This is a genomic window from Algicola sagamiensis DSM 14643 (genome assembly GCF_000374485.1).
Lineage (GTDB): Bacteria > Pseudomonadota > Gammaproteobacteria > Enterobacterales > Alteromonadaceae > Algicola > Algicola sagamiensis.
This window is the reverse complement of sequence record NZ_KB894504.1, coordinates 57,656-84,490: the sequence shown is the minus strand read 5'-3', so window position 1 is coordinate 84,490 and position 26,835 is coordinate 57,656. Positions and strand designations below refer to the sequence as shown.

Below are 26,835 nucleotides of genomic sequence, written 5' to 3'. Positions count from 1 at the left end.
CGCAGTATAACACTATGTACCACTTTGTTCATAGAGGCATCAAAAACGATCCTCCACTTCAAATGGCATGGCTTGAGAAGCCTGTTTTATCCATGAGGAATAAAGAAAAAAGGTGGAAAAAAAGTGAACCTTGATTATTGAACCAAAAAATTTTATGGATTTGACTCTACTAATTAAACATAATGGGTACAGATTTTTATTCCCTTGATCAAAATGAAGGACTCAATCATGCGCTTTGATCAGTATGCAAATTATCAAACAATTATCCTCGCTCTATTTTTGTTGTTTTTTCACTTCAGCGCTTCTGGCAAAGTGAAATGGGATATGCCCACGGCTTACCATGAGAGCAGCTTTCATACGCAAAATATCAGAGACTTTACCCATGCAGTGAAAATTGCGACTGGTAGTAAATTAGTCATTCAAGTCCACAGTGGTGGGGCTTTATACAAAGGAGATACGATCAAACGCGCCGTACAAACTGGGCAAGTTCAAATCGGAGAGCGTTTACTTTCCGCGCATGCAAATGAAAATGCAGTATTCGCTTTTGATTCTATTCCCTTTCTTGTGGATTCGTTTGAAGAAAGTGAGAAACTCATGAATGCAGCACGTCCTATCTTAGAAAAAGTTCTCTTAAAGCAAAATTTAGTTCTTCTATATTCTGTGCCATGGCCACCAACAGGTTTTTATACAAAAACAGAAATTAAGTCCATCCAAAACCTCAAAGGCTTAAAGCTACGCTCATACAACAGTGCAACTGCAAGGATGGCTGAACTCTCTGGTGCAATCCCACTTCAAATTGAAGCTTCAGAACTGACGCAAGCGCTTGAAACAGGTATTGCAGATTCATTTTTGTCCTCCAGTGCAACTGGATATGATCGGAAAGTTTGGGAGTATCTGAATTTCTGGAATGATGCAAAAGTATGGCTTCCAAGAAACTATATATTCGTCAATAAACAAGCATGGGAGAAACTTGATTTAAAAACACGCCTGATTGTCAAAGGTGTCGCCTATATGGCTGAACAGTCTGGCCAAGCGAATGCTGAACGCTTATCCAATTGGTATACAGCACAACTCAAGAAACAAGGTATGAATGTACATACACCAAACAAACAACTGAAAAGTGACTTTGAGAAAATTGGTAAAAAAATGGAGAAAGAGTGGTTACAAAAAACAGGCCTGGATGGGCAATTTATTAAACTTGCATTTGAAAAAGCGATCAATGAATAAATCCTTCAATCCCAAATCAAAATCCCAAACTCTCAGAAACGGACTGGATACCGTATATCTTCTCTCTGGCTATCTCGGCGCCTTTTGTCTGTTCTTGTTATTTATCATTGTCATGATACAAATGATAGGTCGATGGGCTGGTATCCCTTTTCCTGGTGCAACAAACTATGCCGGGTATGCCATGGCTGCATCGTTTTTTCTTTCTCTCGCGTATACATTTCAACATAACGCACATATCAGAGTGCATTTCCTTCTCCATATTACTCCCAAAAAAGTGACTCATATCGTCGCATTCTGGTGTGCTTTATGTGGTGCGCTTATCACGACATATATGACATGGTATTTTTTCCGAAATGTATACCTTTCTTATTATTTTCTTGATATTTCGCAAGGGCAAGATGCAACGCACTTATGGATCCCGCAACTAACACTCGCAATTGGCGTACTCATTTTCTCGGTTGCATTATGGGATCGAACGTTGTCGGTAGTGATCCGCATGGTACGTTCACATGTTGAAAAATCAATGCCAGAGAGGGAGCGCACATCATGGATACAATGAATGCACTGATGATATGCTTGCTGTGCTTAGTTGTTTTGCTTGCTTCAGGAGTATGGGTTGGCTTAGCACTGATTGGTACTGCTTATATCAGTATGTCATTACTAACAACAAGACCAATTGGTGATGCTATGTTCACTGCGATGTGGTCTTCAGCTTCGAGTTGGTCTCTTACCGCATTACCGTTATTTATTTGGATGGGTGAAATATTGTTTCGAACACGCTTATCCAAAGATCTATTTCAAGGTCTATTTCCCTGGATGGAGCCATTACCAGGGCGTTTATTACATACAAATGTTCTAGGCAGCACAATATTTGCAGCTGTATCAGGCTCTTCCGCGGCGACCTTATCCACCGTCGGCAAAATTGCAATGCCTGAGCTGATGAAACGTGGCTACCCACCTTTTATGGTTTTTGGAACATTAGTCGGCTCTTCAACACTTGGATTGATGATCCCGCCATCATTGATCTTCATTGTCTATGGTGTCACGGTCAATACTTCAATATCAAAACTGTTTATGGCAGGTATATTCCCCGGCCTCCTTCTCGCCAGTTTGTTTATGGGATACATCATGATTTGGTCTTTAATCAATCATCAACAGATCCCAGCCGCTAAGAAGCAATTATCTTGGCGAGAGAAGTTCAACCATCTCAATTTATTACTACCTGTTCTTTTACTCATTGGATTTGTGATCGCCGCAATTTATTCGGGACTTGCAACCGCCACTGAGTCTGCCGCAATTGGTGTGTTTGGTGCATTATGCTTAGCCAAAAGTCAAGGATTTCTCACACGAGAAGCATTTCTTCAAAGCATTCTGAGTGCAACAAAAACCAGTTGTATGATTGGTTTGATCCTGACAGGCGCTGCATTTTTAACGCTGGCCATAGGATTTACAGGCCTACCTTCCCAAGCCGCAGCATGGATTAATTCCTTCGCATTGTCACCAATTGCTCTGATTGCCGCATTAACGGTGTTCTACATCATTCTTGGGATGTTCTTAGATGGGATTTCTGCAGTCGTGCTCACAATGGCTATTGTGGAGCCCATGATCCGTCAAGCTGGGATTGATATCGTATGGTTTGGCGTATTTCTTGTGATTGTTGTAGAAATGGCCCAAGTGACACCGCCCGTTGGTTTCAATCTTTTTGTCATGCAAGGCATGACTAAAAAGCCGATGAGTTATATTGCGAAAACCGCCCTCCCAATGTTTTTCATCATGCTATTGATGATTGGTATTTTGGTTCTCTTCCCGCAAATCGCGACTTATTTACCGCAACAGATGTCAAAATAACCTCACTGTCACTGCTCGATAAGATTTTCAGGCATGAATTGAAAAGTTTTTTCGATTCATGCCAAAGAAACTAGCTGAGTTCTTTTCTCATTTGAGAAATCACTTCTCGATAGTCTGACTGACCAAATATGGCAGAGCCTGCAACAAACATATCTGCGCCTGCATCCGCGATTTCTCGGATATTATCGACTTTGACACCACCATCTATTTCCAAGCGGATATCTTTGCCAGTCGCCTCAATTCGTTTTCTTACCGCTTGCAATTTATCCAGTGTGCTGGGGATGAATGACTGCCCACCAAATCCTGGATTGACTGACATCAACAAAACAACGTCCAGATTGTCCAACGTGTAGTCGAGGCAATCCAAGGACGTTGCTGGGTTTAATACAAGACCGGCCTTACAACCATGACTTTTAATGAGCTGAATGGTTCGATCAACATGTTGTGAAGCTTCCGGGTGAAAGGTAATGATATCTGCACCCGCATCTGCAAACATAGGAATGATGGCATCAACAGGCTGAACCATCAGATGAACATCAATGGGAGCGGTGACCCCATAATCACGAAGCGCCTGACACACAGAAGGCCCAAAAGTGAGGTTAGGCACATAATGGTTATCCATCACATCAAAATGAATGACATCCGCACCCGCTTCTAAAACAGCTGAGACATCATCACCTAAACGCGCCAAGTCGGCTGATAAAATGGAAGGCGCAATCAAAAAGTCTTTCAAAATAATACCTTTGTCTTTAGTTACTGCTGACTCGTGCCACCCACAGTCAACTCATCAATCTTCAGTGTCGGCTGACCAACACCAACCGGAACACTCTGGCCATCTTTACCACAGACGCCTACCCCTTTATCTAATGAAAGATCATTGCCAACCATTGAGATTTGCTGCATCACTTCAGGGCCATTACCAATGAGCGTTGCACCTCGGATCGGCTGAGTTACTTGACCATCCTCAATGAGATACGCTTCTGAGGCAGTGAACACAAACTTACCCGAGGTAATATCAACTTGACCACCGCCAAAGTTCGGCGCATATACACCTTTCTTCACTGAGGCGATAATATCCTCTGGCGAATCTTGGCCAGGTAACATATAGGTATTGGTCATTCTTGGCATCGGTAAGTGGGCGTAGGACTCTCTGCGACCATTACCGGTCGGTGCAACGTCCATTAAACGCGCATTTTGCTTATCCTGCATATAGCCTTTCAGGATGCCATTTTCGATGAGAACGTTATATTGACCTGGGACACCTTCGTCATCAATATTGAGGGAACCTCGGCGATCGGACAATGTCCCATCATCAACCACTGTGCACAGAGTTGAAGCAACTTGTTCACCTACTCTGCCACTAAACGCAGAAGCACCTTTACGATTGAAGTCGCCTTCCAAACCGTGGCCCACGGCTTCATGAAGTAGTACACCAGGCCAACCGGAGCCAAGGACAACCGGCATTAAGCCAGCAGGTGCATCTTGTGCAATAAGATTGACTTCAGCTTGACGGATTGCTTCATCCGCATATTGCAAAAAGCGTTCTTTTCCATTTTCTTTCTCTAGAAAGAATTCGTAACCTGTCCGGCCACCACCCCCTGCACTGCCTCGCTCCTTCCGGCCATTTTTTTCAAGCAGGACGGAACAATTCATGCGAACCAGAGGACGAATATCGGTTGCATAAGTCCCATCACTTGCAGCAATAAGAACTTCTTCATAAACTCCGGAAAGGCTGACCATCACTTGCACAACATCAGGAACCTTTGAACGAATATAAGCTTCCGCCTCACGCAACAGGGACATTTTTTGTTCTTGTGTCAAAGTCTCTAATGGATCCAGACTTTGAAAAATATTCGGAACCTGTTGGCGTCGAAATGCTTGAACCTGACCTTGCTCACCTGCCTGAGCAATACTCCTTGCTGCAAGTGCGGATTGTTCCAATGCAAATGGAGAAATTTCATCACTATATGAGAATCCTGTCTTTTCACCACTGACTGCGCGAACACCAACACCGCACTCTATATTGTAATTTCCTTCTTTAATTAACCCATCTTCCAACATCCAGCTTTCCTGGCGTGAGGATTGAAAATAAAGATCGGCATAATCAATTGAATGATGATGCATAGACGAGAGCGTGTCTTGCAGCGCTTGTTCATCCAGGCCATGTGCCTTCAGGAGTTGTTGTTCAACTTGCATTCTATTTTGATTACCTTCAAAGATTATTCTGTATAGCGCTAAACTGATTATGCGCCAGGATTGGCATCTTTTGCCTTACATTTTGTACAATATCAAAGTCTAGTTTGGCTTCAATCACTTGGGGTCTTTCGTCAGCTTGCGCCAATATCTCACCCCATGGAGAAACAATGAGGCTATGGCCATATGTTTCTCGTCCATTACTGTGCTTTCCGGTTTGATTCGCAGCAATCACAAAACTTTGTGTTTCTATTGCTCTTGCACGAATCAGTGTTTCCCAATGCGCTTTACCTGTGACATGAGTAAAAGCACTTGGAACACTGAGGATATTGGCTCCCTGCTTTCGTAAACTTTGGTAGAGCCCGGGGAAACGAACATCATAGCAAACCGACATACCCAAGCACCATTCATCATAGATTGATGCAGTCACAATCCGCTGACCAGGACTTGTTGTCTCTGACTCGCGGTAACTTCCTGTTCCATCATCGACCTGTACATCAAATAGGTGAATTTTCTCGTAATGTGCTTTGCATTCACCTTCCGGGTCAAATAAAAGAGATGTCGCACTAAATCGCGTATCATGTTTAGAAAACTGGATGGGTATAGTCCCACCAACCAACCAGATTTGATGTGTTTTTGCAATTGCAGACAACCGCTTCGCAATGACACTTTCTTCAAGCGATGCCATCAATTGCAAATTGGTTTGTTCCTTGCCTCCAAAATAAGAAAAACACTCTGGTAGAACAACAAATGATCTTGGCGCAACAGCCATGCCACTGAGCAAACGTTCGACCGTTGTGAAGTTCGCCTCCAAATCAGGCCCCGAGGTCATTTGCAATGCATAAACATGAATTTGACTCATTGATTTTACCTAGCGCCCCTTTTCAACGCGTTCTTTTGCAGCTTCTTTTAGTTTTTGATTGACTTCAACACTTTTTGTTTCACGTTTTACTTGTTCCATTTTTGGTTCGTCCAAGGTTCCAGTCAACCGAAAACGAACACCTGAAACAACTTCCGTTGATTGACGAACTTCATCAAAGGCTAAGGCAGCCAGTCCTGCCGCTGGATTGACCATAAACCCAAGTAGGAGTGGCAGACTGGAAGTATAGTTGGGTGAAAAAGTAATATCATAATCTAAGGTCTGCGTGGAAAGGTTCGTGCTGCCCACAAGGATCATATTTCCGGCTGACGCTGCCATTTTTGTGTTATCCGTCGTCATTAAACCATCTTCGATGCTCATATCCCCTGTGATTTGCGAATAAAACATCCCCTTCGAAAATACATCCCGAAAATCAAACCTGAGTTTGCGTACGATGGAATCAAAACTCAATAGAGACAGGACTCGCGCCCCTTTATCACTGACTTCTGTAAGTGAGCCTTCACTTAAACGCCAACTCACATCACCATCTAACGATTCAAAATGGAATCCCTCCGGTGCACCGTCCCACTTTAACTCAAAACCAGCTTCTGCTCCGCTATCTTTGATTCCCGAAGAAAAGCCAAGTCCGGTGAGCAAGTTACCAATATCTGGACTCTCAAATCGACCTTGAATGCGTGTATATTGCTTTCCTTGTGTATGCCACTCTCCCGTGGCTTCAAGAAGATGCGCCCCTTTCTTGAGTGAAAGCTTTTCGAATTGAACAAGGGTTGGTTGTGGCGTCATCACGAGGTCAACCACACCAATATCATAGTCACCAATACGGCATGATTGGCAATGGAAAGTTGTCGGAAGTAAAGATTGATACCAATCCGCATCATAGATGTAATCTACTTGGCGATTTGGGTGTACTTTTTCCTGTAATTTTAAATGAACGAATTCCGCATCAATATCAATATTCCGAGCATCGCCAGTTGGAATAATATTTGCGTGAAACTTGGCCTCATCGGAAGTAAATGCAAGACGCCAATCATTTGGAAAAAATTCCAACTCAAAGTTAGTATTTAAAAACGTGATGTCCTGATAAATCAGCGCTTTTTGCTGACCAACCACCCGATCGGGGGCAGATATAATCCCTTGTTCATCGTTTTCAGGTAATGCTTTTACAAAGGATTGAATAAAGTCGATCCAAGGTTCTAGCAGTATTTGAGGTTGTGCAACTGTGACAACAAACTCTTCCCCAAGCAATCCCAAATCATCCGGTCCCATGATCAAGTGAGCCTGCTTGATTGTCATCGTTTCATTCGGCAAGATCCCTTTAAAATAAAGTTGATCGTCCCAGTTCGCGCTGATCAGCTGCGAGACTTCATCACCACGGATCGTCACCAATAAACTCGAAGGTTGATTTCCCAGTTTAAAATATGGGTCAGGAAGCTGTACAACAGAGTCTTCGAGATTCATTTCAAATGTCGCGTTATACCGATATCCTTCTTCAGGAAGCGTTGTATCCAAAGTCAATGTCCAAGACTGTTCCCCAGAAACCCACTGTAATGCCGGGTGATCAATCGCGTGATCGACCTGCTCCCAAGTCCAGGCACCTGATGCGGTGATATCAACCCGATACTCATCTTTCGGTTGGTCACCCTTTATAGAAAACTTGAGCGGTAGCCCTTGAAGCATCGCTTCGACATCGGTCGCTTCAATCTTGGCATTATGGAAAGAAACGCCACCTTTTACCTGTGTCAAAGGGAGCTGTAGATCGGGTAATCCAATATTCAAATCTGAGAATTGAACTGCACCACTTGCAATCACATCATCATTTCCTTCCATGAGTGACACATCGAGATCAATCGCTGCATCGACCCGACCAACAGGTTGAATAAAGTTCAGAGCTGCGCCAACACTATCCGCAAGCGGCGTATCATTGAGATAACTGATGGCCCATTGTGGATCTAAATCATGCTTGATCCGGATCTTCAACCAATCTGATTCTGTCAGATCTTCAATCCATAAGTTCGCAGCATTACTGACGACAAACCCATTTAACGTTGCTTTCTTTACCCCAATATCTAAACGGGAGTTATGGACACGTAGTTTCCCGACAGCTTCAGTGATAGTTGGCCAAGATGGCTCAAAACGAATATCAATGTCCGAAAGATCACCCACCACATCAAATACACCCTGATTTTTTTCGAAAGGATAATCCGCAAATTTTCCTTCCCAAATCATTTTGACCTGCTGTAATTGACCTTTTTGAATCGAATTGTTCAAATAATCAACCAAGGCAGGGCTCATGAATGACTCTGAGTAATAATGACGCGCATGTAATGCATCGAGGCCCTTGAGACTCATCTTTGCACTCATATAATTTTGCGAATCAAGGGCAAGCTGGCCAGAGAGTTTCAGCTCCTTATTTGTTAGCTGAATATGCCTGGCTTTCAATTGCCAACCTGATTGCTCCCAGGCTATATTCGCATTCAATTGCAATAGGTCAACAGGGATCGCCCGTGTAAAGACATAGGGATAATTAATCTGAGAATTCTTTAATAAAGCAGACACTGCAGCTTGAGACTGATCAAACCATACCGTTGTATTGAGGTTTTGAACGCCAGGGATTTCATGAGCGGTTGCCCAGCTCATATACTTAAGCTGTATACGCCCACCAAAGAAGTCTTTACTATGAAACAGTGAAAGATCAGAAATTGATCCAGATAATGCCATTTGGGTGATTTGCGCTTTCGTTTCTTCTGTCAACGGGAATAAAGTCACCAGCGGATCCAAACCAACAAAGCTAAGGCCCTGTACGCAAACGGACTTGGAATCATGACTCAAGCTGCCACCAACTCGGATGGCTGGCCAGTTCTTTTGATCCGTTTGAAATAAAAGCTCAGAGCTTTGTAATTGCCATTGGGTGACGTCTTCATTGGCAGCGAGATAAATCTGACCGGTTTGTGTTGTGAGTTGATGAGATGCTTCTCCATCCAGCCAACGCAGGTGACTATTTCCTAGATCAATCAACAAGGATGTTGCTTTACCATCCTCAATATTCATCCAGGCCGAAAGAGAGAGAGAAAGCGCCTGAATGTGTGCCAATTGAGGAAAAAAACGCTGGATCACACTGCCCATACGAAGCTGGTCGGCATTCACATATAATTTCCCACTCAGCTTACGTTTATTTTTACCATGCAAGTCGAGAATAAAATCGAGTTGATTCTCTTCATTTCCTTCAACATTGAGCTTGCCAACACCTTGGTGATGACCTTCTTTGTTGTACCAAAGCAATTCATCAATCAGAAAACGCTTCGCTTTTTGTTTACCATGACGGAACTGCAATACACTGTCATAAATCGAAAATCGATCAAACTGCTGGAGGAACAAGTTCTCAAGTTGCTGGAACAAATCATTGGACTCGTGAGGCTCGTCTTCATCTTGTTTCTGTGAAACCGTATCCAGTTCAAGGTTGATCCCGGTCAATGATACATTTTCGGAAATGAGTTGTGCATGAAAAAGGGATTGCCAAAAGTTAATCTCAGCTTTTGCTTTTTGAAAACGAAGTTGAAAAGCATCCCCTTGTTTTGGATGAACAAGGACATCTTCCAAAGAAATTGAAGGCCCATATCCCATCCAGCGCGCATCAATTTTTCCGATTTTTACATTCGCATCAACACGGGCGCTCAACATGGACTCGATCGACTCTCGATAATAATCGACACGAGGGAGTGCAATTTTCAACAACGCAACACAAAAAGCAATAAACACAACCACAACGGCTAAAAAATACATGAAGCGCTTTGAAAACGTTTGATACATACTGATTGGATTTTGCACTACATCATCACCACATCAAACTGCTCTTGAGTATATAAAGACTCTGATTGTACTTTGATTTGTTTTCCGATAAACAGTTCCAACTCTCCGAGGCTGTGAAACTCGTCATTTAAGAGTGCTTCAGAAACTGAAGGTGCAGAATACACAACAAACTTATCTGCATCATAAGCGCGATTCACTCGGACAATTTCTCTCAAGATCTCGAAGCAAACTGTTTCGACTGTTTTTAAACTCCCTCGCCCTTTACAAACAACACATTCATCACAAAGAATATGCTCCAAGCTTTCCCTTGTCCGCTTTCGTGTCATTTCTACAAGGCCAAGCGCTGAAAATCCATTGATATTTGTTTTGGCCCGATCCCGATGAAGCGCCAACTCTAATCCATTTAAAACTCGGCGACGGTGGTCTTCACTTTGCATATCAATAAAGTCGATAATGATGATCCCACCAAGGTTCCGCAATCGAAGCTGCCTGGCGATTGCCTGAGTCGCCTCAATATTCGTATTAAAGATAGTTTCTTCGAGCGCACGATGCCCAACAAACGCGCCAGTATTCACATCAATCGTCGTCATCGCTTCCGTTTGATCGATGATCAGATAGCCGCCTGATTTTAATTCGACCTTCCGCTCCAGCGCTTTTTGAATTTCCGTTTCTACATTAAATAAATCGAAAATAGGACGCTCGCCCGGGTAATAAGACATGCGCTCCGTCAGCTCAGGTACAAATTCTTCTGTAAATGCATGGAGTTGCTGATAAGTAAGTTTTGAGTCAATGCGAATTTGTTCTAGCTCAGCCCCGACAAAATCACGCAAAATTCGGTAAGCAAGATTGAGATCTTGGTAGATGATCCCTTCTTTTCGCGTTTTCTTTTTCTTTTTGACAAGCTTTGCCCACAGTTTACTGAGGAAAATCGTATCTTGCTTGAGTTCGTCCTCACCGACTCCTTCTGCTGCGGTGCGAATGATAAAACCACCTTGATCCGAGCAATACTGCTCAACAATGCCTTTGAGACGCTCACGTTCCGCTTCATCTTCAATTCGCTGAGATACACCGACATGACTGGAGTCCGGCATAAAGACAAGGTAGCGCGAAGGCAGTGTAATATCAGTTGTCAGACGCGCACCTTTTGTGCCAAGTGGATCCTTTACAACTTGGACGAGAATATATTGTCCTTCACGAACTAAATCACGAATATCACGAGTTTGCAGGCTTCGTTGCTCTGCAATCTCTTCACCATATTCTTCGTGAAAAATGATATCTGAGGCATGGAGAAAAGCCGCCTTTTCCATTCCAATGTTCACAAATGCGGCCTGCATGCCCGGTAAGACCCTGCTGACCTTGCCGAGATATATATTGCCGACAATGCCGCGATTCCGCTCACGCTCCAAATGAACTTCCTGTAATACCCCATTTTCAACCAAAGCAACTCGGGTTTCACTGGGGGTGACATTGATCAGCAATTCAACACTCATCATGCCTCCTGTTGAATGTCTTTGAGAAGTTGTTCCGTTTCCATCATTGGTAGCCCCATCACCGCATGATAACTACCTTCAATTCTTGAAATAAAACGGCTGGCGCGGCCCTGAATACCATAGGCTCCGGCTTTATCTTGTGGTTCACCGCTTTCCCAATATCGGATCATTTCATCTTCTTGTATCTGGCGAAAAGATACATCCGTGATCACACATCGTCGCCGTGTGATGTCATTTTTTGACACTGCGACTGCTGTCATTGTCTGATGCTGACGTCCGGATAGCTTCGTCAGCATTTCAATTGCATGCGCCTGATTTTTAGGTTTGCCCAAAACCTCACCATCAACAACAACAATCGTATCCGCACCAATGACAATAGTATTTTCAGGTAATTGAGCCAGTACTGCTTGAGATTTTTCACAAGCTAAACGCGTGACATGTTCTTCCGGTGTTTCTTTACTCAGGATAGATTCGTCAATATCTGCCGAGATCACTTCAAACGGCACATCAAGTAATGCCAAAAGCTCCCTGCGTCGAGGAGAAGACGACGCTAAATAAATCATAAATAGTCCTACTGAATCGAAAATTGTCTTCTGAGTTTTCGAAGAAGCCAGAACACCCAAGGCCAACACAGTGCACCTGTCATCGCTGGCCAAAGGTAATTCGGAATAAAGTGAATCGTTGCAAAAAATCGCGAAAACCAGAATACAAGTAAATGATATAAACACAATAATACAGCAATCAGCAAACTTTGCTGCCATACCGAGAAATTACGAATGGTTTGGTAATTTGAAAGACAAAAAACACTGGTTATCGTAAACGAAATTGCATAGACCCCAAATACACTCCCCATCATAATATCCATCGCAAATCCGGTCAGCCATGCCACACCAATATTTACACGATTTGGCAGTGCTAAACACCAGTAAAGAACTACAAGCAATGGCCAATCTGGTCGAAAGAGTTCCAATTGAATCGGCACGGGCATCATCGACAGTACCAATGCACTGAGAATTGTCAGAAAGATATACCAGTTACTGCGTAAACCTGTATTATCACCCATTCTCTTCCTCCTCAATCTGAACGGCTTCCCCAATATCATCGACAGCGCCCCATAGGAGCAAGAGGTACTTTAACCGATCTAACTGAGCAACAGGCCTTGCGAAGACTGTCGAAAACTGCCTGCCTTCATCGCGGATAATTTTTGTCACCACACCAACGGGGTAACCTTCAGGAAAACGCTGTGCAAGACCAGATGTGATCAAACGATCACCGACGCGAATATCTGTACTGTGTGGGATATGATTCAACTTGATCCGATCGATATTTCCCGTTCCTTCTGCAATGGCACGCACACCTGTTCGTTCAATTCGAATAGGAATCGCCTGAGTTGAATCGGTAATGAGCAAAACATGGGTTGTTGTCGTTCCTGGAGTGAGCAACTGCCCAACAACACCAAGATCGTCGATAACAGGTTGTCCTTCATAGACTTTATCTAAAGTGCCACGATTCACAACTACTTGATGAGAAAAGCGGTCTTTACTGACAGCCATCACTTCAGCAACCATGCTTTTACTTTGATGTCTTGGACTTGAGTTGAGTAGTGCACGAAGTTTCTTGTTTTCTTGCTGTAAAAGGGCAAATTGCTGAAGTTTTTCATTCTGTTCCAACTGAAATTGTCGCAACAGTGCATTTTCCTCCATCAAAGATTCTTTGGTTTTGATGCGTAATGCAACAGATTCGATCGCTTCCTGCGGGGCATCCGCCAGATAAAGTACGGGAGAAATAATTGAAGTCAGATAAGTACGAACAATAGCCGATGTATCTGTAAAATGATCAAACGCCATCAGGCTGAGACTCAGCCCAATGGCGATAGAAAAACGAACCTTGAGTGATGGTCGTCGAACGAATATAGGATTCATGTAACTGTTTAATCGTCACTAAAGACATCACCACCGTGCATATCGATCATCTCGAGGGCTTTACCACCCCCCTTTGCGACACAGGTCAGTGGGTCATCAGCGATGATCACTGGAATACCTGTTTCTTCCATGAGGAGACGATCAAGATCTTTGAGTAATGCACCACCTCCTGTGAGAACCATTCCACGCTCAGCAATATCTGACGCAAGTTCTGGTGGCGATTGCTCTAATGCAACCATGACGGCACTGACGATGCCAGTGAGTGGCTCTTGAAGTGCTTCTAAAATTTCGTTGCTATTGAGAACAAATGAGCGGGGGACACCTTCAGCGAGGTTACGACCGCGTACTTCGATTTCTTTCACTTCATCCCCTGGATAAGCTGAGCCGATCTCGTGTTTGATACGCTCTGCTGTGGCTTCACCGATTAAACTACCAAAATTACGACGAACATAGTTAATAATGGCTTCATCAAACTTGTCACCACCAATCCGAACAGATGACGAATAAACAACACCATTCAAAGAGATAATGGCAACTTCTGTCGTACCACCACCGATATCGACAACCATAGAGCCTGTTGCTTCAGAAACAGGTAAACCTGCACCGATTGCCGCCGCCATCGGCTCTTCAATCAGATAAACATCACGTGCACCAGCACCTAATGCAGAGTCTTTAATCGCTCTTTTTTCAACTTGGGTTGCACCACAAGGCACACAGACCAGCACACGCGGGCTTGGTCGTAAGAAATTATTATCATGAACTTGGCGAATGAAGTGCTGAAGCATTTTTTCCGTGACATAGAAATCCGCAATCACGCCATCCTTCATCGGGCGAATTGCTTTGATATTTCCAGGGGTCCGGCCAAGCATTTGCTTTGCCTCATGACCTACAGCTGCGACACTTCGGGGACCACCAGCGCGACCTTGGCTAATTGCAACAACAGAAGGTTCGTTCAAAACAATACCTTGTTCTCGGACATAAATAAGCGTATTGGCCGTACCTAAATCAATAGATAGGTCATTTGAAAACATACCGCGGATTTTTTTAATCATGGAACCGGAGAGTCCTTTAAAAAGGTTAGTGTCGTGTTCTTTTGCGCTAACTTTACCAATGCACCTGAAATTCAGCAAGCACGCTCTACACTAGCACGATAAAAAATAACCAAAAACTTGAATAAAAGATTAATTTTGGTCAAATTCACAGCATAAGGAACTGGGATTTGACCAAATAAAAATCTATCGTTCGCGCACTACGCGAAATCCAATATAGTTAGAGCGGAAATCTGGAGAAAGTTCCATTCGTGTTGAAACGCGTGCCAAGCTTGGTGCAAAGTTCCACGCGCCCCCACGGACCACACTGTTATTTTTCATTCCGGCACCGATACTCCATTCCCAAACATTCCCGACCGTATCATAAAGGCCAAAACCATTCCGTTTAAAGGAAGAAACCGGGGCAGAGCCCGCATTGGACCATTTTGAACCACACCACCCACAGTTTGCACGATTGGTTCCGATGGCTTCTCCCCACCAGTAATCTTCTTCAGAACCAGAACGTGCTGCATACTCCCACTCATTTTCCATTGGGAGTCGATAACGCTTTCCTGTCACTTCTGACAACCAATCCACATAAGCTTGCGCATCATTGATACTCACACATACAACAGGGTGCTCTTCAGATTGTTCAAATCCTGGTGTCCGCCAGTTCAGCGCAGACTCATAGACTGGTTTTGCACCTTGATAAGCTGCACACCCTTCTCCTTTTTCAGCTTCTGTTGTGTAATTACTTGCTTCAATAAACTGGCTAAAATCTGCCACTGTGACTTCTTTTTGACCAATACTGAAGGATGTGGGAATGGATTTATTCGTGACAGGGCGCTCGTTATCCAACCCATTACCAGAAATGTCTCCCATTTGGAAAGAGCCCGCCGGGATCACCACCATCGCTGGACCAGGTTTATCATCAAGCAGGATATCTTGGATTTGCTCACCGATTTTGAAAATTTGCTCTGCTTTATCGAGCTTCGCCTTCAATGTTTGATTTTCACGCAGGAACAGCGTCTCTTTAAACGGCTCATATCCAAGCTTTACAACTTCGATATCATGCTCACCTGCTGGCAACATCACCGTTAATCGAGTTGTCCCATAGCTAACGCCATCAATAAACACTTCATCGTCATAAACATTGGATCGAACGGTAAGCTCGTACATGATCGAATCATCGACATCTCTGAGTTCATCCCGTCTTAACGTTGAAACAATTGGTTTTGAAATCGTCTTATTATTAAATGCGATACAATAACGCGCATCCAAATTCAACAAGTTACAGGCTTGTTCACGATTCAAGCTGCCTTTCATCGCTAGAGAAACATTGACATGGTAATTTCCTTGACCAGAAAAGCCACTATCGAGAATTGTTGTTCCCAGGATTTTCACCTTCGCATCCGACTTGCCACGTTCGCGTTTTGCGACTGTCGATTCTGTCAGGCTGGTATAGAGTTGATCAAGAAATTGTTTTGATGCTTTTTGCTTTGCAAGAAGTTTGCCCCGGGATTTACAGCGAGAGAGCGTATCATCATCACCACAAGTAATGGTGTGCTGGATATCTAATCGTCCCTCTTGATTAAACTCACGATAGAGGCGGTCAACCCGTGCTTTATGATAACGCTCTTTCAAACCTTCAAGCGTATTGAGCAAAGCATGTTTTGAAACTCGAACGATTTCGACTTCTTCCTGTTTATCCTGAATGCGCATTAATTGTGAAGTAATATCTTCTTTGTTTTTTTTATGTGCACCAACCGACTTCTGATAATTTTCGCGTGTCATTGTGATATCGATGTTCGGATCATCGATCATCTTTTGATACTGCACATTCATTTCTTCTAAAGCACGTTTTCTTGCAGCTTCCAAAGTCGAAGAATTTTTGCGAAGGCGTGTCAACTCCTGTTCAAGCTGTTTGAGCGCATTAATGTGGGATTGCAAACGTTGATTAAATGAGTCGAATTCTTTTTGTTTTGCCGCAATTTCGGTTTGAATGGCTGTGACATCCAGCGTCTCTTTTGCGAGGACGATGGTCGAGCTTAAACTCAGTGAACATGCAAGGGCTAAGGGTGCTAATCGCATATCTATCCGTTCCAAAACTTGTCAGTGTTGTTGAATCAAATGCTTGCTGACTCGAATCAAAAAGCACCACTATCGATTCGAATTGCTTTGCTTCGAAAACCGAAACGCTGTTCCTATGCTATTGACTAAACATGAAAAGCGCAACCCCGAAGCATCTTTTTATTCCCAAAATAGGACTGATTTCTCAGAAAAAGTCACGCAATAGATTAATCTTGCGCCGATTCTTTCCAATAGATAATTCTATCATTCCCACGGTATTTACCAAATGTGGCGATTGCTTTTGGATTTTCGAGTACCCCACCACTGCTGGTCCAATCATATTTTAACCAGTCCGGAACCGTCAGTTCCAGCTCCACTTGGCCCGTATGTTGGTTGTTCGGTTTATCCAATGTGAGTGGGGAAACAATTGAATCGCCACTACTCAGCGTAGTACTGGTTAGCGGTAAAATCACGCTCGTATCACCAGCAACAAGTTCATCTTCCGTACTCACATCAAAATTCAGTGATGCATCTGTATTGACGTATGTCGTGCAATTATCTTGTGCATTGATGATGAATTGATTGCCATCATAGTAATAAGCCTGATAGCGCATGCCCAATTCTCTTGTCTCCGGACCAAACGTATTTAAGAGTCTGCCTTGGCCATATCGCGGTGATATATCATAGACTGTTGCGCCATTTCTCATCTGGACCGAATCACAATCACCGCTACAGGTTGCTTGAGAAGCATGGAAATCTAAATCGATCGCGTTAAAGCCTGTATCTCCATCATTGAACTGAAAACCAATCAAAACATCGGTATAAGGCCCATCTAACACACCAGCACCATTATCAACACTGTCTGCCAAACGAGAGAACACAAGATCTTGTGTGATAGGTGCGATGCCATTTGTCCAATCATTCCGCACAACGGTAAAGTCGTTCATTCGCGCACCCAGCGCTGTTGATTGACCGCTTTCATGCCCAACCGTGAGCAAGTTACTCGAATTTGCAGCAAAGCCCCCACTATAGCCAGCCGTTGTCCCATCATCGAAGTTCTTCGCAATTAACCCCGCAGTGAGTGATAACGGTTGTCCCATATAATGATAGTTACTGCCACACTCTCCTAGCAGACTCAAACTCGCGGAATCCAAATCAAAATGATGTGGATAAAAACGACCGACAACAGCGCTTTCATAATTGGGTGTGTAAAGTGATCCAAAATAGGTATAGGATGGTATTTTCATCTTCATTGCACCCACTTCGGTATATTTGACCGAATGATCAACAGGATCACTGCCGGTATACCAATTCACATCAATTGATGCTGGTTGGGCACTGCAATAGGCTGGCTGACCAGCACCACCGTCACACTCTGCACGGAACGCTTCCATATTCACAATTATGTTATCCGTCCCCGTATCAAAATGATTTGCGGTCAACCCACCGATTCCACCACACATGGCTGTTAGTTCGATATTAAACGGCACGGCTGCTGCTTTAAACGGAGTGCAAGATGCATCATCAATTGTTGGACTGGATGAAGGGCAGGCAGCGTTCGCGTCGACGACGGAGATATTGAGTGTACTCGGAGTCGATAAGAACGCCGTTTGTAATTCACCATATAATGCAGAAACCCCAGGCACTGACCCATCATAAGGTGGTGCATCATGTTTGACTTTCAGTTTAAGACGCCCGACGTCCTCATAAGTCACCTGAAAAGTCCCTTGTCCTTGAGAATCAAAGTTAATTTGTCTGGATAAATGAGTGCTTTCTTGTTTCGTCAATGGCTTAAAAGTGGAGTCACTGTTTCCTTTCGCTTTCATATCCCCATCCTCGGCTGTAGAAAGCGCTCCAGCAGTGTTTACTTCATGTGAGGATATCCAGAGCTTCATCGTTTTGACTCCTTGAAATCCCTTTAACTGCGTACATTGACCTGTATTCGAAGTCGGATCTTTTCCCCATGCCGTCAAGGTATAATCGACTGGTGCGCTCACTGTACACGTTGCTTGATCAACAGCACCCACCATCGCCAGCCCAGATGCGGCAAAGTCGGTCACATCGGTCGATGTATACAGGCTACTATCATAGGTGACAGTCACGGCTAAATCCTGCGTTGCTTCTTCGTAATACCAATAAAAAGACTTTGTTCCATTATCACTGTCTAAATATGTGTATTGATTATTCGTCAGCGCAGAACCACCCGTTGCCTGTAAATAAAAATCACTGTTGACACTGCCGGATGTCGCAGGACCCAATGTGACCGTTCCAGTAAAGTCAGCTTTGGTTGTTCCGTCACTACATACCGCAGTCACATCAACTTGGGCACGCGTTTCAGGACAAGCCAATGCCACATCAGGTTGCGAAATTGAAAATCCAGCAAAAACACAAACACAACCACAATCAATGTCTTTTTTAGAGACTTCTTTATTATAAATCGCTGCAATCTCGCCAGCACTCAGCGCGCGTGTGAGTACCCGAACTTCGTCAATTTTCCCATCAAAGACTTTATCAACCGATGATGTTTTGAGGTTGCCAATGAAAAGATCTGAAGCGTTATTCAGTAATGCACTGCTGGTTTCGTAGTGGGTCGAGTCTAACGCACCATCAATATATAGTTTGACACGATTACTAGCCGATTGAGTGCCATCGAACACCACGGCTGCGTGGTACCACTGACCTGTCGTAAAGTCACTTTTTGTCGATTGGAATCGGTCATTGTTTCCTTGGATATCAATACTCAGCTTCGTTGGATGATCATTCCAAAAAAACATGGTGTAGGCCGATTGACTATTCGGATCAACACGTTTGGCTAATATCCCACGTGCATTGGATGGGGAAGTTGCAGTGAGGGTGTCGGCACTAAACCAGGCCATAAAGGTCACCTGAGTTGTATTATCCAGCAGACTATTATCGCTAACAACCACATAGTCATCCGTACCGTCTAATGCCAGAGATGAGCAATTGTATCCATAGCGGGAGAATGTTGCCCCATTTTGTGCAGTGCCATTCAAACCATAACCGGAAAGATCAGATATTGTTCCTCCTTGTGGAATGTCACAGGTATCAAACTTATACAATGCAACCTGTGAAAAATCCGCAAAAAACGCCTGCGAAAAAGCAAAGATACTGCCACGCTCGTAGGGGTGGCTGCGCTCAGAGTCAATATCTTGATCTTCATCGACCAGAAGACCAATGACATCTTTGGTCAGAGCACATCGGCGAAGCCAGCCTCCATTCCTGCTATTACGTGTATTTTTAGTCGCAACAGCCAGCGGTGCGCTGGTAAAGTCGGTGACAAAACTATAAGTGTTACAAGCATCATCGTGCCCATCAATGGTCTCTGGCGTTCGGATACTTTCCCAATAAATTAACTGACCATAGATATCCCTAAAAGATGACTGAACACCCGCTTCAACTGCAATGTAACCAATCGTCTCATTTTGAGGCACTCGACCATTATTTACCTCTGAGCGCTCCAGCGCGACGCGAAAGCCGTTGCTCGTGACATTGCTTACCGCTGTTGTTAACCAAGGAATCGATTGAGATCCAGGCGAATGATTTGGTTCATTGACCATGGTTTGGATGGTGGCTACAAAGCTTGGTGTGCTGGTAAACGCTGTCGTAAATGATCCATATTCCCAAGCGGACCATCCAGTCCAAAACCTGATCCACCAATGCGCTTGGATCTCATTCGTTTGGATTGTCCCCACTTCAATTTTTTTCCCATCAGGGAATGTATGTGCGCCGGGTTCTGCCGCCACATAATCAATGGTTGTCTCTACAAGATTGGCACTTTCGTCTGGCGGCTCAACCTGGACAATATCAAATGAAGTCGTTGTGACATTTTTAATACGCAACGCTTGCGGGTCTGAATCATCCTCCGTCGGCAACACCACCACAACAGGCGTCACAGAAAATGGCTGCTCAAATGTCACCGTTGTAAATGCATTAGGGTTTGCGGGTAATGTAACCTGACCTGCGGCTAATTTCCAATTCGCAACATGTGCAACTGTTTCGTCATCCCTGGTTAAGATCCCCCAAGTATTTTCCTTAAACATAAACCAGGAAATCGCTTCGATGTAACCATCCCTCTCAGTGTCATGAACCTGATCTTCATCAAGATGCACACGATAAGCGCTGCTTGTCGTACCACAATTACGTACCCAAGGACCATTGTATCCACTGGTGGTATTATGCTTGACGAGAATATTGATATTCTGATCTGTCCAAAGGGTCGAAATATCAAAGCAACCATCATCATGACGATCCGCAGATCCATAAGTAGAGAACGTTCCACCAGCAAGATAAGCATTTCCATTATTCGTTCCGGTACCCGGCTCAATCGCAACCCAGCCAATTGTTTCTCGATTATGACTGTCGTAAGCTTCGCCACCTTCTAAAGCAAGTGTGAATTGTGTCGTTGTAGGCACAGTGCCCACAGAAGTGCCCCATACGCTTGTCGTGACCCATGTACTGTCATTGTATGTATTGATGGTATGAAATACGGCCGGATTCGAAGAATAGGTATGGTCGAATGTCAGTAGATCGCCTGCGTCCACATCGCCAACGATATTTGCTTCATCGTCATCGTCGTCATCATTACGAAACTTGCCACTGCGCACTGTTGAGGTCGTATGCAAGTTTGCCTCAATTTTTGTGCCGTCAGGGAATGTCCAAGTACCTTGTTCAACAACCCAATATTGTACTGTCTCACTTTGCCAGGAAATATTGTTACAGTTGATCGCGCTCTGGCTACTCCCCACTGACTCACAGGGATTTTGCATACCCACTTTAAAACTGGTCGCGGTGACATCTTTGATTCGGACACTTAAGGATTGATCATTATTATGCGTCAGCGGACCAGCAATTACGACAGGTTGCGTATAACTTTGGGTTAAATTCACCGTTTGCCAATGGCCATTATTCACTGTATTTGTGATCGTGGTCGAACCCACTTCGAAATAGCCTGTTGCCGCCCAATTCATAGTAGAGAAGCAGCAAAACACTAGCAATACAACGATGCGTAAACAGTCATAGATTCTCATAACGTTTGCGCCTCCACAATCAGCTTACGACTGACTTCCCATGCCCCAATAGAAACACAAGTTGCTGTGCTGGTAAATTTATAATAGTTTTTACTGAGTATAGTACGTTGTGTGCACTCAAGCGTGACGCTACAGCTATTCATTCCTGTAATCACTGAGAAATCAGGAACACCATCTGCACGATCAATCACACCGATTGGGGATGCGGTGTCGATAGACGAGCAGGTGACCGCAGCGCCTCCACCAAGCGGGAAAATTCGTGTTAAAATCCAGTCAATACCACTTTGAGCGGCCATCAATGCCCGGGTATGGTAGGTTTGTAAGTAAATTGATTGTTGTCCGCTACTATTCATTTTCCACATTGCAGCCGCAAATACAGCAAAGACCACCATGATAAAAATGGCCACAACGAGCGTTGCACCGCGCTGGCGCTTAAGGGACATTCGGGATATTGACTTCATGTCGAAACCTCAATGCCTCACCAGAATCGGTGATAAAATATGCCGAAATATACACAATTGCATTTCGTTGTAAGGTCGCTGGAGAGAGCTGGAAAAATAATTCATACACACTGCTTTCTGGCTGGAGTTGATTCAACCCTTCTGCCATTAACACACCACTTTGACCAACCAGCACACGGTTAATCGGTGTCGGTTGTGTCGATAAATATCCATAGTTCTCATATCGATAAAGGTGCGAATCACCAGGCGTGGTGGTTTCCAAGCAATAGGTTACTGTGTTTGTACTCCCGACGACATAAGCGCGTTTTTGCCCAGAGTCTTCTGCAAAACTGCTGCTAAAGGTCCACCGGTCAACGTCAACATCGGCCATACCCACGCCTAATCCAGGTGTCTTATTCACGGCAGTGATCGGTAAACGGTGATTTCTTGATGCATCATAAACATCATTAGAAAATAATGGATTGATGATGACATAATCCCCCACATTGACGCCTGTTGCTTCAACAACATCCAATGTTGTCCCGCTGGTTGCTTCATCAATGTAGCCTGAGGACACTTTAAATGGGACAAATTCGATACATTGAAACTGCCCACAACTTGGTCCTACCGTCTCGCAAGATAGACGCACTGAATTTGGTACTGCACTTCTCAGTTCTTGTGTTAACCGCTCCATAGAAAATCGGCTTCGTGCAATCGTGCTTTGGCGATCTGAGGACTCAGCAAATACCTGTGCTCCCAACTGGATCATGGTTGAAGCCCCCAGGCCAGCAACACCAACAAGCGTGATCACAATCACAAGTTCAATGAGTGTATAAGCCGACTGGAACTTGGGCATTAATAATTCCCCTTATACACAGTAAATACAAAATCCTGTTGATTTGGCGATGTGACCGTAAGCCGGATCAGCTTAAACAGGTTTCCATCCCCAACATCTTGAATACCATTTAAATCATCATCATAAAACACGCTGATCCCAAGAGAAAAACCAGTGTAAAGTCCAGATAGACTGAGATCTTTCCCCAACGCATCTTGCAACGTAATATTGATGTAATCGTCTACATCATCATAATCAGGTCGAGACTCGCCTATATCCGCTCCCAATGACGTTGCTGCCGTACAACTTGGCGCCCCGGTTTCACTACAACGCAACGCACCACCAACGGGAGAGTTTTCATCAAAAGCTTTGCCAATGATCTCGTTTAATACAGATTGGGCAAGTTCGTTTGCGCGTACTTCCAGCATTGGATTCGCACTTTGCTGAAATTGCGGTCCAACAACAGCAGAAACCAAAAGCAAGACAACAGACAACGTGACGATCCCAACGATGATCTCCATCAAAGTAAAGCCTTGTTGAATGGTCTTAAGTACACTCATGGATATACCCTTGAGGCTCGATACACACTTTGGCTGTACTGTCTCCGGTAAAAGTAATATTGCAACCATTCACACAATTGAGTGTTGGTTTTCCTTGTTTATCAAAGGTGAGCCATGCGACGGTTTGTTGCTGCCCTCCTATCGTATAACTGCTGGTTGCCATTGTTGTTGTAAGCGTGACATTAGGGAAAACATCGCTGGTTAAGAATTCAAAATCAATACCCGTTTTCAAGTTAAAACTACCGCTGGGTGCCTGATTGCAATCTACACCGTCCATGATCCCAAAGCTTGTTGTAGTGAAATTGATAAAAAGACAGCGGGTATTGCTAAGACGAGACATGGATTGATACTGGATAAACTGCGCAGAAGAAACAAACTGATCACGAAAGGCGAATTCCTCCACCCCGCGCGTATCAAAAAATTTCGGCCCAATACCTACGGAAATTGCCACCAGCACCACAATGACAGTGACAAGCTCCAATAAGGTATAACCGAAATGTTGTACACGACGTCGCGTCGTTTTCATTTCAGACCATTGAAGTCGCTTAACAGCCGGACGAAGACTGTAATGCTACAATCGCTCTTGCTGACGCTGTCGCCGCAGTATATTGGACATAACAGTTTGTCGCAGTGAATGTCGCGGCCGCCGCAGTACTAGATGTTGTAAATAAACTCGCTGGTGCAACGTACAAGACACCACTGGCTGCAAAGTGCGCCCAATCCGCGGCATCAAGAGCCGATTGTGTTTGGCTACCCGTAATTTCCACCGCAGTCACATCGGTTGCAGCAATAAGACCATCCGAAGACGTTGCGGCTGGATCGCCATACACCGTATTCACGGTTGTGCCAGAAACACTGACCGCCGCTGAAGCTGAAGTATGTTCACCTTCGACAATAGATTTGCCTCGGACAATATCTCGTGCACTCTTTAAGCTGCTGACAAGCCCATTTACCGCAGCAATCCGAGCATCACTTTGGATACTGACAAATTTGGGAGCCGCAGTGACTGCGAGAATACCTAAGATCACGATCACAACGATCAATTCGATTAATGTAAAACCTTGCTGTTTCATACGCACCTCACCTAGTTCTGAAATACAACAACACTACCCGTCCTTGCCGTGTATATCAGACCGCTCCCAATTGAATCATCATTTGGAGCCGCCCCTTGATTGACAATTGTCGAAGACAGATAGTAAAAGCATTGATCGCCACCATCTGCTTCCGACCGTCCGACAACCTTTCCGAACAACCTCGTCTCTGAAATATTTCCGAAGTTATTGGTCACTGTTGGTGCAGACTGCAATAAATTTTCCATCATATATACACAGTCCGAATCATCAATTTGTGTATCCTGATTGTTTGAATTGGGTGATCCGCCAGTTGGGTAACCCGTATCCGGGTCTACACCAAATCCATTTCCGGAATACACAATGCCGCCAGAATTACCGCCTTCCAGCTCCCATTGTGCTCTCACCAAACTCACTGCTGATGCATATCCTCCAGCAATCCCTTCGACAGAAGCATCTTCTGCATCGTCTCTTACATCTACAAATCTGGGTACCGCTGCTGCTGCAAGTAAACCGAGGATGATCACAACGATCACAAGCTCTATCAGTGTAAAGCCTTGTTGTTCCCGATGTCGCAGCATGTTAGCACCCGCCTCCTCTCTCATGTGCACAGAGATCCTGGCATTATTATTCATACATTGTTATGACTTTGCTCGACCGCGAATGACGTCACCTGTCCCGATGTCGTAATAGAAAAACGGCTCGTCGTTAAACCAAAATTGGCATGTACCCTCATTTAATTTTGGTAAAAATTTCTGAGACATCAACTTTCCATCCCAACTTCCTGTCACTTTTAAGTCTGAGTCATTCTGTAAATGCTGCCATAGAAGCTCACAATGATTGTGATTTTCCTCGCTCTCTATAGATATCGGCCAACCACGACGTGTAAAGAGTAAAATTACTTCACTTTTTTCATATTTATTAATATCACTGGTTTGAGGAGATATTGTGTAAGGAATAATGTAATTACCAGTCGACATTCGGGTCGGGCGTGCTTTATTGCTCCAAGCAAAATGTGCTGTGTGAATCGCCGTTGAGAATGTATTAAAAGCTTTGTCCAATCGTGTTGCTTCAATATCTTGAAAATTTTTATTGAGATAGAATGCGAAATAGCCAAAGCACAAAACAATAATCAGGATAAAAAGCAACTGCTGAAAAATCCGCTTCATATCATCGCTGATATCTTCCTGACTCATTTCATTGCACTCATCATGTCCCACATTGGCGAGAAGATACCGAGGGCTAAAATCGCAACAAACCCTGCCACTACCCCAATGAGCATGGGTTCTATTTTTGAGGTCAGATTTTTTAGATCAAAATCAACTTCACGGTCATAGTAGTCCGCGACTTCTTTAAGAAGCTCATCCACTCGCCCTGTTTCTTCCCCAACAGCCACCATTTGCATCACAAGTGGCGTAAACATCTTACTTTGCATACTGACACGGAGCAGACTCTCCCCGCGTTCAATCGATTGACGCATTTCAATAATTTTTTCTGCCATGTAGGTATTATCAACCGCTTCTGACACAAGTTGGAGCGCAGTCGTGAGCGGGACGCCTGAATGCAGCATGATGGCAAAGGTTCGACTATACCGAGAAAGCACGGAGCGCTCGATAATACTGCCAATAATCGGCGCTTTAAGTTTATAGTGATCCAGGTTTTTCTGACCAGCCTCAGTATTCAAATAAGACTTGATCATGACCAAACCACCCACAACCCCGGCAACAAGAAGCGGCCATTTGTTGATAAAAAAGTCAGACATACCAATCAGTAAACGTGTCGACCACGGTAATTCCGTTTTAAACTTCGCGAACATATCGGAAAACGTCGGGATCACGAAAATATTCACAAACACAACCGCGACCGTAATAAACATCATGACCATCATTGGATAGCGTGTCGCTTGTTTGATTCGCCGCCGAGTTTCTTGCTCTGTTTCAAAGTATTCAGTCAACTGAAGAAATGCCTCATCCAACTTACCTGTATTTTCTCCGACATGCACGATACTCACTGTGAGGCGATTAAAGACCGCTGGATATTGTGACATTGCGGCGGATAGTGTTTTTCCTTTTTCCAATTGCTCAGCCAAGTCTTTTAACGTTTGTTTGAGTACTTTTGAGGTCGTTGTATCGGCAAGACCAATGATGGCTCGAAGGATGGGAATACCAGACTTCATGAGGGAGTACATTTGCCGACAAAAAATGAGTTTATGCTCAAATGTGACAGTCCCCACGACAAATTGGCGGAGTTTGAGCATCCACGGTGGATCTTCCCCTTTTTCTTCAATCAGAATTGGGATCACCCCACGGCGTACAATCTGATCTGCTGCTGCTGAGTTATTCGCAGCTTCAACTTCCCCTTTGACGATACTTCCTTTGCTGTCTCTTGCGCGATAGACGAAGTGGGGCATATAGTCT

General features: G+C 44.2%; 22 protein-coding genes. 3 read left to right on the top strand and 19 right to left on the bottom strand.

All coding sequences use genetic code 11. From position 1 onward, the window contains the following. The first annotated feature begins 228 nt into the window (after positions 1–228). The 3 genes from C505_RS0117310 to C505_RS0117300 are packed head-to-tail and all read left to right on the top strand — an operon-like array spanning position 229 to position 3,075. Positions 229–1,227, top strand: a complete 999-nt coding sequence (locus C505_RS0117310; RefSeq protein ID WP_018693895.1) for a TRAP transporter substrate-binding protein — start codon at positions 229–231, stop codon at positions 1,225–1,227. Continuing rightward, positions 1,220–1,786 carry a TRAP transporter small permease gene (locus C505_RS22815; protein WP_018693894.1) on the top strand — a complete coding sequence of 189 codons (567 nt, stop codon included), beginning with the start codon at positions 1,220–1,222 and terminating at the stop codon, positions 1,784–1,786. The genes C505_RS0117310 and C505_RS22815 overlap by 8 nt, the downstream gene beginning before the upstream one ends. Further along, positions 1,774–3,075 carry a TRAP transporter large permease gene (locus tag C505_RS0117300; RefSeq protein WP_018693893.1) on the top strand — a complete coding sequence of 434 codons (1,302 nt, stop codon included), beginning with the start codon at positions 1,774–1,776 and terminating at the stop codon, positions 3,073–3,075. The genes C505_RS22815 and C505_RS0117300 overlap by 13 nt, the downstream gene beginning before the upstream one ends. A 70-nt stretch (positions 3,076–3,145) precedes the next feature. On the opposite strand, the gene rpe is transcribed toward C505_RS0117300, so the two are convergent. The 19 genes from rpe to C505_RS0117205 all read right to left on the bottom strand — a co-directional run bounded on the left by rpe (position 3,146) and on the right by C505_RS0117205 (position 26,828). Further along, positions 3,146–3,808, bottom strand: a complete 663-nt coding sequence (gene rpe / locus C505_RS0117295) for a ribulose-phosphate 3-epimerase (RefSeq protein WP_026318058.1) — start codon at positions 3,806–3,808, stop codon at positions 3,146–3,148. Between the two features lie 20 nt (positions 3,809–3,828). Further along, positions 3,829–5,271 carry a metalloprotease TldD gene (gene tldD, locus C505_RS0117290; protein ID WP_018693891.1) on the bottom strand — a complete coding sequence of 481 codons (1,443 nt, stop codon included), beginning with the start codon at positions 5,269–5,271 and terminating at the stop codon, positions 3,829–3,831. 16 nt (positions 5,272–5,287) lie between these two features. Then, the gene (locus tag C505_RS0117285) at positions 5,288–6,130 is read right to left on the bottom strand and encodes a carbon-nitrogen hydrolase family protein (protein WP_018693890.1); all 843 of its coding nucleotides are present in this window, start codon (positions 6,128–6,130) and stop codon (positions 5,288–5,290) included. A gap of 9 nt (positions 6,131–6,139) precedes the next feature. Continuing rightward, positions 6,140–9,973, bottom strand: coding sequence for a YhdP family protein (locus C505_RS0117280; protein ID WP_157369169.1), 3,834 nt, complete (start codon positions 9,971–9,973; stop codon positions 6,140–6,142). Then, positions 9,973–11,445, bottom strand: a complete 1,473-nt coding sequence (gene rng, locus C505_RS0117275; protein WP_018693888.1) for a ribonuclease G — start codon at positions 11,443–11,445, stop codon at positions 9,973–9,975. Before rng ends, C505_RS0117280 begins: the two co-directional genes overlap by 1 nt. After that, on the bottom strand, positions 11,445–12,008 hold the full coding sequence (locus C505_RS0117270; protein WP_018693887.1) for a Maf family protein: 564 nt from the start codon (positions 12,006–12,008) through the stop codon (positions 11,445–11,447). Before C505_RS0117270 ends, rng begins: the two co-directional genes overlap by 1 nt. Positions 12,009–12,016: 8 nt before the next feature. Continuing rightward, positions 12,017–12,508 (bottom strand): rod shape-determining protein MreD, encoded by a 492-nt coding sequence (gene mreD, locus C505_RS0117265; RefSeq protein ID WP_018693886.1) that lies wholly within the window; start codon positions 12,506–12,508, stop codon positions 12,017–12,019. Beyond that, the gene (gene mreC / locus C505_RS22810) at positions 12,501–13,367 is read right to left on the bottom strand and encodes a rod shape-determining protein MreC (RefSeq protein WP_083938381.1); all 867 of its coding nucleotides are present in this window, start codon (positions 13,365–13,367) and stop codon (positions 12,501–12,503) included. The genes mreD and mreC overlap by 8 nt, the downstream gene beginning before the upstream one ends. Positions 13,368–13,375: 8 nt before the next feature. Beyond that, positions 13,376–14,419 carry a rod shape-determining protein gene (locus C505_RS0117255; RefSeq protein ID WP_018693884.1) on the bottom strand — a complete coding sequence of 348 codons (1,044 nt, stop codon included), beginning with the start codon at positions 14,417–14,419 and terminating at the stop codon, positions 13,376–13,378. Between the two features lie 183 nt (positions 14,420–14,602). Beyond that, positions 14,603–16,486, bottom strand: coding sequence for a formylglycine-generating enzyme family protein (locus C505_RS0117250; RefSeq protein ID WP_018693883.1), 1,884 nt, complete (start codon positions 16,484–16,486; stop codon positions 14,603–14,605). 206 nt (positions 16,487–16,692) lie between these two features. Further along, positions 16,693–21,513 carry a LamG domain-containing protein gene (locus tag C505_RS0117245; protein ID WP_018693882.1) on the bottom strand — a complete coding sequence of 1,607 codons (4,821 nt, stop codon included), beginning with the start codon at positions 21,511–21,513 and terminating at the stop codon, positions 16,693–16,695. Beyond that, entirely contained in the window at positions 21,510–21,974 is a 465-nt protein-coding gene (locus C505_RS0117240) for a hypothetical protein (RefSeq protein ID WP_157369167.1), read from the bottom strand. The genes C505_RS0117245 and C505_RS0117240 overlap by 4 nt, the downstream gene beginning before the upstream one ends. Then, positions 21,946–22,809, bottom strand: a complete 864-nt coding sequence (locus C505_RS0117235) for a PulJ/GspJ family protein (RefSeq protein ID WP_018693880.1) — start codon at positions 22,807–22,809, stop codon at positions 21,946–21,948. The genes C505_RS0117240 and C505_RS0117235 overlap by 29 nt, the downstream gene beginning before the upstream one ends. Then, positions 22,809–23,348, bottom strand: coding sequence for a prepilin-type N-terminal cleavage/methylation domain-containing protein (locus C505_RS0117230; RefSeq protein ID WP_018693879.1), 540 nt, complete (start codon positions 23,346–23,348; stop codon positions 22,809–22,811). The genes C505_RS0117235 and C505_RS0117230 overlap by 1 nt, the downstream gene beginning before the upstream one ends. Further along, positions 23,335–23,874: a type II secretion system protein gene (locus tag C505_RS0117225; protein WP_018693878.1), complete on the bottom strand. Its 540-nt coding sequence runs from the start codon at positions 23,872–23,874 to the stop codon at positions 23,335–23,337. The genes C505_RS0117230 and C505_RS0117225 overlap by 14 nt, the downstream gene beginning before the upstream one ends. Positions 23,875–23,893: 19 nt before the next feature. Then, positions 23,894–24,421 (bottom strand): type II secretion system protein, encoded by a 528-nt coding sequence (locus tag C505_RS24855; protein ID WP_018693877.1) that lies wholly within the window; start codon positions 24,419–24,421, stop codon positions 23,894–23,896. 11 nt (positions 24,422–24,432) lie between these two features. Continuing rightward, on the bottom strand, positions 24,433–24,999 hold the full coding sequence (locus C505_RS0117215) for a type II secretion system protein (protein ID WP_018693876.1): 567 nt from the start codon (positions 24,997–24,999) through the stop codon (positions 24,433–24,435). Positions 25,000–25,059: 60 nt separating this feature from the next. Continuing rightward, positions 25,060–25,614: a hypothetical protein gene (locus tag C505_RS0117210; RefSeq protein ID WP_018693875.1), complete on the bottom strand. Its 555-nt coding sequence runs from the start codon at positions 25,612–25,614 to the stop codon at positions 25,060–25,062. Continuing rightward, the gene (locus C505_RS0117205; RefSeq protein WP_018693874.1) at positions 25,611–26,828 is read right to left on the bottom strand and encodes a type II secretion system F family protein; all 1,218 of its coding nucleotides are present in this window, start codon (positions 26,826–26,828) and stop codon (positions 25,611–25,613) included. The genes C505_RS0117210 and C505_RS0117205 overlap by 4 nt, the downstream gene beginning before the upstream one ends. Positions 26,829–26,835: the final 7 nt, after the last annotated feature.

What these genes read in the sequence shown, in the direction of transcription:
- C505_RS0117255 (WP_018693884.1), bottom strand. Translation starts at nt 14,419, where the DNA reads ATGATTAAAAAAATCCGCGGTATGTTTTCAAATGACCTATCTATTGAT.
- C505_RS0117230 (WP_018693879.1), bottom strand. Translation starts at nt 23,348, where the DNA reads ATGAGTGTACTTAAGACCATTCAACAAGGCTTTACTTTGATGGAGATC.
- tldD (WP_018693891.1), bottom strand. Translation starts at nt 5,271, where the DNA reads ATGCAAGTTGAACAACAACTCCTGAAGGCACATGGCCTGGATGAACAA.
- mreD (WP_018693886.1), bottom strand. Translation starts at nt 12,508, where the DNA reads ATGGGTGATAATACAGGTTTACGCAGTAACTGGTATATCTTTCTGACA.
- C505_RS0117310 (WP_018693895.1), top strand. Translation starts at nt 229, where the DNA reads ATGCGCTTTGATCAGTATGCAAATTATCAAACAATTATCCTCGCTCTA.
- C505_RS0117250 (WP_018693883.1), bottom strand. Translation starts at nt 16,486, where the DNA reads ATGCGATTAGCACCCTTAGCCCTTGCATGTTCACTGAGTTTAAGCTCG.
- mreC (WP_083938381.1), bottom strand. Translation starts at nt 13,367, where the DNA reads ATGAATCCTATATTCGTTCGACGACCATCACTCAAGGTTCGTTTTTCT.
- C505_RS0117285 (WP_018693890.1), bottom strand. Translation starts at nt 6,130, where the DNA reads ATGAGTCAAATTCATGTTTATGCATTGCAAATGACCTCGGGGCCTGAT.
- C505_RS0117225 (WP_018693878.1), bottom strand. Translation starts at nt 23,874, where the DNA reads ATGAAAACGACGCGACGTCGTGTACAACATTTCGGTTATACCTTATTG.
- C505_RS24855 (WP_018693877.1), bottom strand. Translation starts at nt 24,421, where the DNA reads ATGAAACAGCAAGGTTTTACATTAATCGAATTGATCGTTGTGATCGTG.
- C505_RS0117205 (WP_018693874.1), bottom strand. Translation starts at nt 26,828, where the DNA reads ATGCCCCACTTCGTCTATCGCGCAAGAGACAGCAAAGGAAGTATCGTC.
- C505_RS0117270 (WP_018693887.1), bottom strand. Translation starts at nt 12,008, where the DNA reads ATGATTTATTTAGCGTCGTCTTCTCCTCGACGCAGGGAGCTTTTGGCA.
- C505_RS22815 (WP_018693894.1), top strand. Translation starts at nt 1,220, where the DNA reads ATGAATAAATCCTTCAATCCCAAATCAAAATCCCAAACTCTCAGAAAC.
- C505_RS0117300 (WP_018693893.1), top strand. Translation starts at nt 1,774, where the DNA reads ATGGATACAATGAATGCACTGATGATATGCTTGCTGTGCTTAGTTGTT.
- C505_RS0117210 (WP_018693875.1), bottom strand. Translation starts at nt 25,614, where the DNA reads ATGAGTCAGGAAGATATCAGCGATGATATGAAGCGGATTTTTCAGCAG.
- C505_RS0117240 (WP_157369167.1), bottom strand. Translation starts at nt 21,974, where the DNA reads ATGAAGTCAATATCCCGAATGTCCCTTAAGCGCCAGCGCGGTGCAACG.
- C505_RS0117235 (WP_018693880.1), bottom strand. Translation starts at nt 22,809, where the DNA reads ATGCCCAAGTTCCAGTCGGCTTATACACTCATTGAACTTGTGATTGTG.
- C505_RS0117245 (WP_018693882.1), bottom strand. Translation starts at nt 21,513, where the DNA reads ATGAGAATCTATGACTGTTTACGCATCGTTGTATTGCTAGTGTTTTGC.
- rng (WP_018693888.1), bottom strand. Translation starts at nt 11,445, where the DNA reads ATGAGTGTTGAATTGCTGATCAATGTCACCCCCAGTGAAACCCGAGTT.
- C505_RS0117215 (WP_018693876.1), bottom strand. Translation starts at nt 24,999, where the DNA reads ATGCTGCGACATCGGGAACAACAAGGCTTTACACTGATAGAGCTTGTG.